General features: G+C 64.9%; 12 protein-coding genes and 1 tRNA gene. 7 read left to right on the top strand and 6 right to left on the bottom strand.

All coding sequences use genetic code 11. The annotated features are described in order from the left end of the window. The first annotated feature begins 54 nt into the window (after positions 1-54). Entirely contained in the window at positions 55-3714 is a 3660-nt protein-coding gene (locus ACTU6U_RS10595; RefSeq protein WP_443469235.1) for an AAA family ATPase, read from the top strand. Then, the gene (locus ACTU6U_RS10590) at positions 3707-3904 is read left to right on the top strand and encodes a hypothetical protein (RefSeq protein WP_443469080.1); all 198 of its coding nucleotides are present in this window, start codon (positions 3707-3709) and stop codon (positions 3902-3904) included. The genes ACTU6U_RS10595 and ACTU6U_RS10590 overlap by 8 nt, the downstream gene beginning before the upstream one ends. A 74-nt stretch (positions 3905-3978) precedes the next feature. Here the strand turns inward: ACTU6U_RS10590 and mscL are convergent, their stop codons facing one another. From mscL to ACTU6U_RS10575, 3 genes are read right to left on the bottom strand one after another with little or no spacing between them, the layout of a single operon-like run. Further along, positions 3979-4392 (bottom strand): large conductance mechanosensitive channel protein MscL, encoded by a 414-nt coding sequence (gene mscL, locus ACTU6U_RS10585; protein WP_443469079.1) that lies wholly within the window; start codon positions 4390-4392, stop codon positions 3979-3981. A gap of 26 nt (positions 4393-4418) precedes the next feature. Beyond that, positions 4419-4691, bottom strand: a complete 273-nt coding sequence (locus tag ACTU6U_RS10580) for an FmdB family zinc ribbon protein (protein ID WP_443469078.1) — start codon at positions 4689-4691, stop codon at positions 4419-4421. 15 nt (positions 4692-4706) lie between these two features. Next, a complete protein-coding gene (locus ACTU6U_RS10575; RefSeq protein ID WP_443469077.1) occupies positions 4707-5303 on the bottom strand; it encodes a 5-formyltetrahydrofolate cyclo-ligase in 597 nt (198 codons plus the stop codon). 51 nt (positions 5304-5354) lie between these two features. On the opposite strand from ACTU6U_RS10575, the gene galU reads away from it, so the two are divergent. The 4 genes from galU to ACTU6U_RS10555 all read left to right on the top strand — a co-directional run bounded on the left by galU (position 5355) and on the right by ACTU6U_RS10555 (position 7978). Then, positions 5355-6242: a UTP--glucose-1-phosphate uridylyltransferase GalU gene (galU, locus tag ACTU6U_RS10570; RefSeq protein ID WP_443469076.1), complete on the top strand. Its 888-nt coding sequence runs from the start codon at positions 5355-5357 to the stop codon at positions 6240-6242. A gap of 22 nt (positions 6243-6264) precedes the next feature. Beyond that, entirely contained in the window at positions 6265-6894 is a 630-nt protein-coding gene (locus tag ACTU6U_RS10565; RefSeq protein ID WP_443469075.1) for a GNAT family N-acetyltransferase, read from the top strand. Between the two features lie 75 nt (positions 6895-6969). Further along, positions 6970-7848 (top strand): hypothetical protein, encoded by an 879-nt coding sequence (locus tag ACTU6U_RS10560; RefSeq protein ID WP_443469074.1) that lies wholly within the window; start codon positions 6970-6972, stop codon positions 7846-7848. Positions 7849-7902: 54 nt separating this feature from the next. Further along, positions 7903-7978 (top strand) — tRNA-Ala (locus ACTU6U_RS10555). Positions 7979-8122: 144 nt separating this feature from the next. On the opposite strand, the gene ACTU6U_RS10550 is transcribed toward ACTU6U_RS10555, so the two are convergent. From ACTU6U_RS10550 to ACTU6U_RS10540, 3 genes are all read right to left on the bottom strand, one after another. After that, on the bottom strand, positions 8123-9622 hold the full coding sequence (locus ACTU6U_RS10550; protein ID WP_443469073.1) for an MFS transporter: 1500 nt from the start codon (positions 9620-9622) through the stop codon (positions 8123-8125). Between the two features lie 298 nt (positions 9623-9920). Beyond that, positions 9921-10736, bottom strand: a complete 816-nt coding sequence (locus tag ACTU6U_RS10545; protein ID WP_443469072.1) for an SDR family oxidoreductase — start codon at positions 10734-10736, stop codon at positions 9921-9923. 128 nt (positions 10737-10864) lie between these two features. Further along, a complete protein-coding gene (locus ACTU6U_RS10540) occupies positions 10865-11491 on the bottom strand; it encodes a TetR/AcrR family transcriptional regulator (protein WP_443469071.1) in 627 nt (208 codons plus the stop codon). Between the two features lie 281 nt (positions 11492-11772). Here ACTU6U_RS10540 and ACTU6U_RS10535 point away from each other — a divergent pair, with 281 nt between their 5' ends. Further along, on the top strand, positions 11773-12660 hold the full coding sequence (locus ACTU6U_RS10535) for an alpha/beta hydrolase (RefSeq protein ID WP_443469070.1): 888 nt from the start codon (positions 11773-11775) through the stop codon (positions 12658-12660). The last annotated feature ends 1 nt before the right edge of the window (position 12661 follow it).

The following is a 12661-nucleotide window of genomic DNA, read 5'->3' as shown; positions in this document are numbered from 1 at the left end:
TATGTGTGGCGACGTGAAGACAAGGCCGCGAGCGCCGCGGCAGCGGATGCCGCGATGACGATCGGCGATCAATCAGACGACGCGACCGCCGTCGCGGTCGCGCATATCGCCGACGCCGAGCGCACGCGTCTGCGGGCAGAGGCAGCTGACCTGGGTGGACAGTCCCCCCTGACCACGTACCGTGACACCGTCGAAGGCGGCATCGACATCTCCAAGGCTCACCCCGGGAGCCTGCCGCAGTTCATCACCGGAAAGTCGACGCTGCTGTCGAACCTGTTCCGTGACGAGGTCGGACTGCGCACTGCGCGCCTGGCGGCCGAACGCATCACCGCGAAGAACACCGAGCTTCGCACCGTCCGCGGCATCGACGCCGTGCATCTCTCCGTCGGCATCGCCGGATGGCGCATCGGCGGCGCTGACTTCGCAGCTCCGGTTCTCCTCCGTCCGCTGGCGATCCGTCGGCACCACACCGACTACGAGCTGAAGCTGCAGGGCGCCTTCGTGGTCAACCCCGCGCTCGTCCGAATCGCACGCGAGCACTTCGGCATCACGATCGACGCAGAAGCACTGGCATCCCTCGCCTATGACGGGGGAATCTTCAAGCCTCAGCCCGTGATCGACCGACTGCGAGCGGCGACCCAGTCGATCGATACCTTCACCGTGCTGCCGCGTCTGGTGGTTTCGACGTTCGCTGACGTGGGCGCAAACATGTCGCGCGACAGCCGCACGCTGGATCATCAGCTGCTCAATGCGCTCGCAGGTCACGTCGATGACCGCGAACAGGTCACCGCGCCGCGACCGCAGCCGCATGTCACCAGCCCTGATGAGCGTGCTCCCGCATCGGACACGCTGCTGCTCGATGCCGATGCTGAGCAGGAGTCCGTGCTCAGCCGCATCTCTGCCGGGCACTCGCTGGTTGTCGCGACGCTCCCGGGCACCGGTGGCACCCAGACCGTGATCAACGCTCTGGGCGAGTTGGTCCGCGCGGGCAAGCGGGTGCTCGTCGTCTCGGCCAGGCGCTCCACGCTCGATGGCGTCCGCCATCGCCTGAGCGGCATCGGGCTCGACAGCCTCGCGGTCTCACCAGGCAGCATCCGTCGTGATCTCGTGCGCGCCATCGGCCGCAACGAGAAGGCCACCGCCCCGAAGGCTGGCGACGTCGACGACGCTCTCGTGCGCCTGCGCAACGTGCTGCTCGACTACCGCAAGGCGCTCTCGACTCCGATCGATGGGCTGGATGCCACGATCCTCGACGCGACGCGACACCTGACTCGTCTCGCATCTCTTCCCACCCCGCCGTCGACCACCGCGCGACTGAACGCCGACACGTTACGCAGGCTCGCCGGTGGCCGCGCAGATGCTGCCGCAGCGCTGGTGCAGGCGGCGCGACTGGGCGAGTTCCGCTTCGGCCCGGATGATTCGCCCTGGTACGGCGTGAACTTCCGCAGCACCCAGGATGCTCGTGCGGCCCACGAACTCGCCGGCAGGCTGCACGCCACGGATGTTCCTGACGTTCTCGAACGTGGCTACGCGCTGATCTCGCAGACGCGGATGCGTCCGTTCGCCACGATCGACGAGCTCGGCGAGTACCTGCGTCTGCTCGAGGGAATTCGCGACTCGCTGGACCGCTTCAGCCCGACCGTCTTCGAGCGTCCGCTGGGCGAGCTGATCCAGGCGCACGGATCGCGCCGCGACGCCCCCACCATGTCGGGCGCGAACCGCCGCAGGCTGCGCAAGCTCGCCAAGGAGTACGTGCGTCCAGGCGTCCACATCACAGAGATGCACGAGGCGCTGCTGCGCATCCAGCAGCAGCGCACGCAGTGGCAGCGCTTCGTCGACGCCGGCGTTGCACCCGAGATTCCGCTCGGGCTCGGTGACGTGTACGCGTCGTGGGAGCGCGTGACCGCGGAGCTTTCCGAGCTGGACGCCGCGCTTGGCCGTCGGGAGCCGCTGGCGACTCTGCAGGTAGAGCGGCTCGTGCGCACTCTTGCAGGGCTCGCTGCGCAGTCCGACGTCTTCGACAACCTCGTCGAGCGCGCCACGATCCGCGACAAGCTGGCCACCCTCGGCCTTGAGCCGCTGCTGGCAGAACTGTCGGTGCGGCACGTCTCAGATGACGAAGTCGCCGATGAGCTGGAGTTCGCCTGGTGGCAGTCGCTGCTCGAGCGGGTGCTGCAGGATGACCGCGCGCTGCTCGGTGCCAACACCGCAGTGGTCGATCGTCTCGAGCGTGATTTTCGTCTCGTCGATGAGGCGCACGCGTCGATGGCCGGACCTCTGCTCTCGTGGCAGCTCGCCAACCAGTGGCGTATCGCGATCGTCGACGAACCGACCGAGTCGCAGAACCTCCGCCGTGCGCTCACGCAGGGCACTCCGACGACCGCCGAGATCGTGTCGGCGGCACCGACTCTCATGAATGTCCTCGCGCCGGCATGGATCGCCTCGCCGTATCTGGTCCCCGAGATCCCGGACTCGGTCGAGTTCGACACCGTGCTCCTGGCAGATGCCGCCGCGATCAACCTCGCCGAAGCGGCCCCGGCCATCCGGCGCGCGCGTCAGGTCATCGCTTTCGGCGATCCCGTCACGCAGCGCCCAACGCCGTTCGATCTGGCAGTCGACGCCGGAGAGGACTGGGAGAACGAAGTCCCCTTCGACGATGTCTCGGTCTTCGAGCGCCTCGCGGAGCTGCTGCCGGTCATGACGCTCACGCGCAGCTATCGCGCCGGTGGCGAGGATCTCGCCGAGCTCATCAACGACGCGTTCTATGGCGGCGAGATCGTCTCTCTGCCGTGGGCTGGTTCCTACCTCGGACGCGGCAGCCTCACCGTCGACTATGTCGAGGGCGGAGTGGGCGCACCGAACCCGATCTCGGGAGCGGTGGAGAGCCCGGATGCCGAAGTCGCCCGTGTAGTGACGCTCGTGGTCGAGCACGCCGTGCACCGCCCCTCCGAGTCGCTCATGGTGATCACGGCCAGCGCGCGTCACGCGGAGCGCGTGCGCGCCGCGGTGACGACAGCCTTCGCCGGACGATCGGATGTCGCCGACTTCGTCGGCCGCGACACTGCAGAGCCGTTCGCCGTGCTCACCCTGGAAGAGTCAGCCGCTGAGAGCCGCGATCGGGTGATCTTCTCGCTCGGATACGGCCTGACCAAGCACGGCAGGGTGCTCAGTGATTTCGGAGACCTCTCCACGCCTGATGGTGAACGGCTGCTCACAGTCGGCATGACCCGTGCGCGCCGATCGATGGTGATCGTGTCCTCCATCCGCCCTTCGTCCTTCGATGACGGACGGCTCGCGCACGGCGCATCCACTCTCATGTCGATTCTCGGCGGCCTCGCCTCCCGTGGGCGTGAGTCCCGTCTGGAAGACCTCGCCGACCCGCTGACGCTGGCTCTGGCCAGAGAGCTTCGCCGGCTCGGAGCATCCGTCGATGTCGATTATCGCGGGCTGCTCCCGCTGGTAGCTCAGTACGACGGCAAGGCCGTCGTCATCGAATCCGATTCCGAAACGCTGGGGGAGTCGCTGCGTGAGTCGCTGCGACTGCGTCCGCACGCGCTGCGCCGCCTGGGCTGGCACTATGTGCGAGTGCATGCTTTCGACCTGTACAGCGATCCGGTGACCGCGGCATCCCGCATTGCGGCCGTTCTCGGCATCGCGCCCGATGCGGTGCGCGCCGAAACCGACACGCAGCCGATCGACCTGCCAGATGTCTGAGCAAGGCGACACGCAACCCGAACGGCAGAAGATCGTCCGGGTTGCGGGAAGCCGCCGTGCCCGGCTGACGCCTGTTGCGGGGACCGATCCCTCGCCGGAGGTGCCGCCGAAGAGCGAACGCCGGACGCCGCACGGCGCGAAGGGCCCCAACGACGATGAGCTGTTCCGTGACGTTCCACCGCACTACTGAGGCGCACAGCGAAAGAGGGCGGTCGGCGCGGAATTCCGCGCGAACCGCCCTCTCGGCGTTTCAGCTGGGCGAACTCAGGCGCCTGTGCCTGCGTTCTTGCGCAGCAGGTCGCGGATCTCGATGAGCAGATCCTGCTCGCTCGGCAGGGTCTCCTCTTCGACGGCTGGGTTCTTCGCCGCCAGACGCTCCTTGTACCTGTTCATCGGCAGGACGAACACGAAGTACACCACGAGTGCGACAGCGATGAAGCTGATGATCGCCGAGATCAGGTCACCCAGCGGGAAAGTCACCGGGTTGCCATAGATGTTCGTCAGCGTCGGACCGAAATTGCCGGCAGCATCCGCTTCGAAGAAAAGCGCCACAATCGGGTTGATGACGCTGGAGACGACTGCGTTGACGATTGCCGTGAAGGCTCCGCCGATGACCACGGCGACAGCCAGATCGATGACGTTGCCCTGTGCGATGAATTCTTTGAAACCCTTGAACATTGGGTACCCCCAGGTCGTGTCAGGCCTCAGGTAGAGGCCGGAGCAGCCGCAGGCGCTGGGTTAGTGCCCGTCGACTTGTCCGTCTTCGATGATGCCGAGGAACTGTTCGCATTCCCAGCGCCACTCCGCGAATCGGTCCGATAGAATCCCGAGCCGTTGAAGGTCACCCCGATCGATCCGTACTGCTTGCGTAGCGTGCCGCCGCACTCGGGGCAGGTGGTCAGCGCGTCATCGGAAAAGGACTGGACGGCGTCGAAGGCGTGGTCGCACGAGGTGCAGGCATAGGCATAGGTAGGCATCGTGATCTCAGTGGTTCAGTGTCGCGCGGGCGACAGGTGGATGGTGCGAACAGGAGTGACGATGCCGGTTATCGGCTGATCGTGCAGCTCGCGGGGAAGGGACTCGAGGACTTCGGAATCGAAGGTCACGGCGTAGACGGGCGGAGCGGCACTCATCGATGCGATGGTCTTGTCGAAGTAGCCGCGGCCCCAACCGAGGCGGGTGCCGCGAGTATCCACTGCAGCCGCCGGGATGATCATGAGGTCGACGTTCTCGAGAGCGGTCGGGTCGAGCGGTTCACCGCTCGGCTCTGACAGTCCGAACCGGCCTTCTCTGAAGTCACCGGCTTCGTCAGCGACCGCCCAGTCGAGAAGCCCGTCTGTGCGCGTGATCGGAAGAAGAACGCGGATGCCGCGGCGCACCGCGCCCGCGATGAAGGAGCGCGTGCCGGGTTCGGTGGGCGTCGACACGAAACACGAGATGGTCCGCGCGCCGCGGGCGGCAACGAGCGCATCGAGCTGTGCAGTAAGACCGGATGCCGCGGCGCCACGCTCGTGCGCCGAGAGTGCGAGTCGGCGGTCACGGAGCTCGCTACGCAATGCGCGCTTGGCCCGTATGACCTCATCCGACATACGGCGATTCTACGTGGCAGCACCGTCGAGACGGCGCACTATGCTGGCCGCATGGGAAAGCACTCGATGAAAGCAGTCATTCCAGCGGCGGGGCTCGGCACGAGGTTCCTTCCCGCGACGAAGGCCATGCCCAAGGAGATGCTGCCCGTTGTCGACAAGCCGGCGATTCAGTACGTCGTAGAAGAGGCGGCAGCGGCAGGCATCGACGACATTCTCGTGATCATCGGCCGCAACAAGAACATGATCTCCAACCACTTCGACTCGGTGCCAGAGCTCGAAGTGAAGCTCACTGAGAAAGGCGACATGAAGCGCCTTGAGCGAGTGATGAAGTCGAGCGACCTCGCAGACATCCACTACCTCCGTCAGGGGGAGCCGAAGGGCCTCGGACACGCAGTGCTGCGTGCAAAGGCACACGTCGGCGACAGCCCCTTCGTCGTCATGCTCGGTGATGACCTGATCGATGAGCGCGACCCGCTGATCACGACGATGATGGCCGAGCACGAGCGCACCGGCGCGACAGTGGTCGCGCTCATGGAAGTCGACCCCTCGCAGATCCACCTCTACGGCGCCGCGGCGATCGAGGCGACCGATGATGACGACATCGTGCGAGTCACGGGCCTCGTCGAGAAGCCTGCGCAGGAAGACGCTCCCTCCAATCTCGCGATCATCGGACGCTATGTGCTGCCCGCTTCGGTCTTCCCGATCCTCGAGCGCACCGAGCCCGGCAAGGGCGGCGAGATCCAGCTGACGGACGCGCTGCAGGAGCTCGCAGCCGAGTCCGATGGCCCGGGCGTGACCGGCGTAATCTTCCGCGGTCGGCGCTATGACACCGGGGACCGGGTCGACTACATCAAGGCGATCGTTCAGCTCGCCACCGATCGCGACGACCTCGGCAGCGATCTGCGTCCGTGGCTGAAGGACTTCGCCGCGAGCCTGTAGGCCGCCCGGCTGTGAGGAATCGATGGACCTGCTGCAAGGGCACCGTCATGGACCGGTTGAGCTGAGGCTCATCCGGACCAGAGACGCACGGGTGCTGCAGCAGGAGCTGCTCGCCAATCGGTCGTGGTTGCAGCGCTGGGAAGCCACGATCCCTGGCGGGATCGCTTCTTTCGATATGCGACTGAGTATTCGTCGCCTGCTGCAGCAGTACCGTGATGGGGGCGGCTACCCCTTCGTGATGCTGCACGACGGCCAGATCGCCGGGCAGCTCAACGTGTGGGGCGTCGCCAGAGGCTCGCTCAACTCAGCGACCATCGGATACTGGGTCAGCGAGCGCTTCGCGGGGTTGGGGATAACTCCGGCAGCGGTAGCGATGGCCACAGATGCCTGCTTCACCGAGTATGGGCTGCACAGGATGGAGATCTGCATCCGTCCTGAGAACGCGGCAAGTCTCCGCGTGGTGCAGAAGCTCGGATTCCGTTACGAGGGGTACCGGCGACGATTCATTCACATCGACGGCGATTGGCGCGATCACTACGCGTTCGCGTTGACGCGTGAGGACGCGCCCGAGGGCGTACTGGCGCGCTGGGTGAGCGGACGTGCACCGCAGGATGCCGCCGCCATCCCCCCATCCGACCGCCTTTCGATCTGAATTTCTGCACAGTCAGGGAGCGACACGCGTCACGACTGAGGCGCGCGAGCCGTGCTGTCGCATACCGTTGAGGCTATGAATGGGCCGGTGCTGAGTGGGGGCGTGATCGTCCTCGTCGCGGTACTGCTGTGGATGCTGTACCTGCTGCCGTCTTGGCGTGGCCGCTATCAGTACAACGCCGCGGAGCGAAACGCCGTGCGCTTGAACCAGGCGCTGCGTGTTCTCGCCGAGACGAGTGAGACTCCTGATGAGGTCCGACTCGAACTCAACGCCCGCACCGCACACGCCCAGCAGAGGCTCGCCAAGCGTTTGCAGGCCGAGAGGGAATCCGCAGAACTCGAGACTCTTCGCGCCGAATTGGCAGCGACTCGCGCTGACCCTGTGGTCCGTCAGGCCAGGGTGAGGCGCCGCGTTCGCGTCACGGCGACAGTCATGCTGGTAGCAGGGCTCGCGGTAGCGGCATTCGGCGTATGGCAGCTGGTCGTCAGCGGTGCGCAGCTCATGATCTGGATCGGAGGCGCGCTGGCGCTCATCGCCGCCGCAACGCTGCAGAAGATGGCCTCTGTTGCGAACCGTGCCGCACGCCGACCTGTTGTCCACAGCGTCGAAGAGAAGACGTCGCGAGTGTCTCCTCCGCTGCACGATCAGGGTCGTGCGACGTCGTGGACGCCTCGTCCGCTGCCCGCACCCATGGCGACGGTGAGCGGTTCGCTGGCGCAGAACGCTCGCGCGGAGATCGAGGAGCAGCAGGAGCTGCGCCGTGCGGCCCGCGTCGCCGAGCTCCGTGCCCGTGCGGCGCAGATGGCTCCACCGGAACCGGTGGCAATCCCCGTGGCATCTCCCGCGCCGGCTGTTGCAGAGAGCAACTCGCCGTACTCCCGGATGGGTTTCGTCGATGACGCGGAGATCGAAGATCACGTTCGGCATCTGCTTGAGCGTCGTGCTGCCGGATGACCCGTTCCTCGGCGCAGCACGCCTTTCGAGCGTGATAATCTAGCTGAGGTTCATGGGCCTATGGCGCAGTTGGTAGCGCGCCTCGTTCGCATCGAGGAGGTCAGGGGTTCGAATCCCCTTAGGTCCACCAAAAGATTTACCTCGAACCGACACAGTTCGTTCTCCCGTTGGGAGTCGTGGTGCGAGATGGACTCCTTCTGACCGTAGCGCTCACGCACCGTGGTGGGCAGCGAATCTAATCGCCACCCACCACGGTGCGTGAGGCTGTGATCGGTCAGCTGCGTTCCAGCTCTGCCTCCAAGGCGTCAACCGGAGCATCGACCAGTGCGAGTTCGTCCGCTTCGACCTCGTCGACCGGTAGTCGTCGCGGTGCGAAGAGGGCGCATACGAAGGCGGCGAGGCTCAGGGTTGCGCTGATCAGGAACACCGACACCACTCCAGCGGTGGTGTAGACGGGGACTCCCTCGATGATCTCGACGCCGAAGCTATTCATGGCTGCTCCAGCGATCTGCGTGGAGAGCGCGACGACCACTCCGGAGATGGCCCCCATCATGCCGGCGGTTGCCGCACGAACCTTCATCGGGGACGACGCCATGAGCTGGTATCCAGCGGCGCCCCAGGCCATCGCCTGGATGCCGAAGAGTCCGTAACCGAGCATGGACATCCATGCCTCGGATCGCCCGAAAGCGAGAACGAGAGCGCCAGCCAAGCTGAACAACGGTCCTACGGTCAGGAAGATCCATGGGCCGGTGCGCTTCATCGCGAAACCCACCGCGAAGCCGACCGCGACGATGAGTATCGCGTACGGGGCCATGTAGAACGCGAGAGTGGTCACATCGATGCCAAAACCGTAAGAGCCACCGGTGAGCTCGCGCGAGGTCTGGAGGAAAGTGGGCAGATAGGAAGCCGTGACCGTGCCGGATGCCTGGGAGAACGAGTAGACGAGGATCACGGTGAGGAGTGGGCGAGTCGCGAGGAGCTTGGTATTGATGAACGGCTCCCGCACTCGTCCTTCGTAGAACGACCAGGCGATCAGGAGGGCGAGTCCTCCACCGATCGTGCCGATGCTCCGGATGTCGGTCCAGCCCCAGCCTTGCACCTCCGTGACGCCCAGCATGAGCAGGAGGAGACCGGCGGCAAGCCAAACGGCCCCGAGGAGGTCGATCCGGGCGGGGTTTCGCACCGAAGTCTCGGGGATGAGAGCGATCACGCCCACCGATCCGACGACCCCGATGGCAGCCAGGAACCAGAAGACCGAGCTGACGCCGAAGTTGTCGATGAGCAGTCCCGCGATGAACGGACCGATGACCGCGACGGCGCCGATTCCATTGCTGGTGAGGGCAATCCCGATGCTCCGCATGTGGTTCGGAAACACGTCACGGATAAGCGCGATGGAGATGGGGAGGAAAGCGATGCTGACCGCGGACAGAGCCCGTCCGATGAGCAGGATCGTCCAGGTGGGTGCGATGGCAGAGACGACTGCTCCCACAAGAGCGATCGCGGCCGTGATCAGCAGCACCCGTTTCTTGCCGAAGCGATCACCGAGCTTGCCGACGATCGGCGTAGCGATCGCGCCGACGAGGCTGAAGATGGTGAGGGACCAGCCGATCTGTGTCGTTTCGTACTTGACCGCAAACTGCGGCAGCGCGGGGGAGACGAGCAGGAAGCCCAGTCCTGTCTGCTCCGTGAGCACGATCAGAAAGACGAGCCCGGCGTACCAGCGACCTCGTCCAGCGGGTTTCTCCACTGCGGTGATTCCGCGAGAAGTGTTCAAGGTGACTCCTTTGTCACAGTGCGGCGATGCCGCTCGGTTGGATGTTGACGGTTCCTCAACGGGGGAGTGAGTTCGCCGGGGCGGCATCGTTGCCTCCCTTCGGCCTCCGCGGTCCACAGATATGGAGGTCTGGTCAGACTTCCGTCTGTCTGTGCAACTGCAGGATCACCCCGGTGTTGACAACGTAGTGATCATATGAACGCAGTGTCAATAGTGAATTGGGTGCGCTCGCCGAACGGCCGAGGGGTGCAGTCCAGTTGGCCGCTGCGCGACTACTGGATTGCACCCCTCGAAGCTGCTACGAATTCACGCCTGCCAGGAGCTCTGCGGTGTGTGCGGTGAGAACGTCGCGCGCCTGAGTCGGGTGAGGGTATATCCATCTGCGGCCCTGAGCGATCGCCTTCAAGGTGAGCTCTGCGACCTCATCCGCGGTGAGCCCTTCCTCAGCGAGCAGCGTCGCCAGCCGCTCCCGGAAGGCTTCCGCCGCCACGTCGCCGGTGCTGAGAGCATCCACGAAGATCCGGGTGCGCACCGGGCCCGGCAGCAGGATCGAGACCTGCAGCGGGGAGGAGATTGAATCGAGGTCGGCCTGCAACGACTGTGCAAGCACGCGTACCGCGTGCTTGCTGACGGTGTACGAGGCCTGTGACGCGCCGATCGAGATCCCGCCGATGGACGAGGTGAACAGGATGTGCCCGCTTGCGCCGTTCTCGATCATCGCCGGGGTGAATGCCCGCATTGTGTAGAAGGCGCCGTTTACGTTCACGGCCTCGACTCGCGCCCAGTCGGCAGGGGAGGTCTCCCAGGCGAGGCCGGTCTGTTCGATACCCGCGTTGCATGCCACGAACGCGGGTACGCCCAGCGACTCCAGGGCACGTTCGGCTGCGGCAGCGACAGAATCCCAGTTCGAGACGTCGACTTGCAGCGCGGTCGCTTTGCCTCCTTGTGCAGTGATATCGGAGGCGATCTCAGCAGCGCGGCGTTCGTCGACGTCCGCGACCACCGCATGCATTCCGACCTGCAGTGCGGTGTACCGCGCGAGCCCTTCTCCGATGCCCGATCCGGCGCCCGTGATGAAGGCGACTCGTCCGTGCAGTTGGTCGAAGCTGGTCATGGTGTTCTCCCTGGTGCGTCAGTGTTCGCGCGATCCACAGCGATTGCGATATCGCAATCGGCGCCGCACTGCCGCTATTTGAGCATCACTATAGACGGGGTGTCAATAACACCAGTAGCTCGAGTTGATTAGGCCCCGGCAATGCCGTCAACGATGTCCATCCACGCGTCGGCCATGAGTTGCGCGGCGAGTTCGTGATCGAAGGACTCGGCATTGAGATGCTTGCGGAACAGGTGCAGCAGGGGGGGAAAGAAGATGATCGCGTAGATATCGGCCCGCTGGGGATCGCTGATGACGTCGGCGTCGAGCAGCGCGCGAGACAGAGCGGTGACGTCCGGGAGGTTGTCGGGGAAAAGCATGTGCTGGATTGCGGTGTCGGAATCCGCAGCTTCGTAGACCGGCCGGAGGAGGCCTTCGAGGTCAGTCCATCGTTGCATCGCATCGAGGATCCAGTGTCGGACTGCGTCGCGGTCCTGGATCTTGAATGCCTGCGCGAGTCCGGGGTACGGGTCGCCGAACTCACCTTCGACTCGCTGGAGGAGATCCTTCAGGATGTCTGCTTTCGTGTGGAAGTGCAGGTAGAACGTCCCCCGGCTGGTCCCGGCTTCTTCGGTGATCTGATCCACCGTGGTCTGAACGTATCCCTGCTCCGCGAACACACGGACGGCGGCGTCTGTCAACAGTGCGCGAGTCAGCTCGCGGTGCGAGGCTTGCACGCGCCTGCGTCGCGTGGTCCTCGCTGGCGTCTCCTCCATGCCTCCACCCTACCGTCGCGTCAGTGGGGCCCGACGTAGTGCCCTTTTCTCGATAGGAACCCGTTGGTCCGCATGGCCCGGCGAACGAGTATTGACATAGTGTCTATCAAATGGCTAGATTGCCCATAAGTTGGTTGCTTCGCCTCAGCGGAGCAACGAAAAGCTCGTCAATGTAGACCAGCGAGAGGACGAAGATGTCATACCCCTACGATCCAGAAGTCCAGGCGACTGTTCCATACGCCCCGGAGATCGACTTAGAAGACATACACGCGGCGAGGGCGATGCTTGCGCAGGCAACGGCAGGAATGCCTCCGTTCGCTCCGGAGAGCGGCGTCACGCTGGTCGAGCTCCACAGCGGCGGTTCCGAACAGGACGCGCCACCGGTCGACCTGTTCCTCGTCAAGCCATCGGAGCAGTCAGCAGCGAACGCGCTCCCTGTCCTGCTGTGGTTCCACGGGGGCGGGTTCGTCTTCGGCAACGCGCGGGAGTCTCTGCCGTTCCTGGACGCCGCGGTCAGGCAAACGGGCGTGATCGGGATCTCCGTGCAGTACAGCTTGGCGCCTGAGGCAACGTTCCCTACCCCCATCGATGAGGGCCTGGCCGCACTGAACTGGATCATCGCCCACGCCACCGAACTGGGCATCGATCCCGAGCGAATCGCGCTGGGCGGGCAGAGCGCCGGCGGTGCCTTCGCAGCCGCTCTCGCCCTCCGGTCGCGCGACGAAGGCGGGCCGAAGATCGCGTTCCAGCTCCTCGACATTCCCGTCACCGACGACCGCATCGCGACTCCGTCGGTCACCGACTACGCTGACGGCCTCCTGTGGAATACCCGGAATGCACAGCTGAGCTGGGAAGCCTACCTCGGGGGGACGGGCGAGCCAGTCTCGCCGTACGCCGCACCGGCACGTGCAGAAGACCTCACGGGTCTGCCGCCGGCATTCATCACGGTCAACCAGTTCGACCCGCTCCGCGACGAGGGCATTGAATACGCACGTCGCCTCGCTCACGCCAACGTGCAGACCGAGCTGCACATGTATGCCGGCACCTTTCACGGTTCCTCTGGGATCGCTCTGACCGCAGCGGTGTCCCTCCGTCAGAACTCCGACCTGATTGCGGCGCTCGGCCGCGCTTTCGTTACTTCTGTACCTGTCAACGATGAGAGGAACTGAC

Origin of the sequence: Microbacterium zouquanmingi, from assembly GCF_052266695.1 — a bacterium.
Classification (GTDB): Bacteria; Actinomycetota; Actinomycetes; order Actinomycetales; family Microbacteriaceae; genus Microbacterium.
The sequence above is the reverse complement of the archived record's forward strand: the minus strand, read 5'-3'. Positions and strand labels throughout refer to the sequence as shown.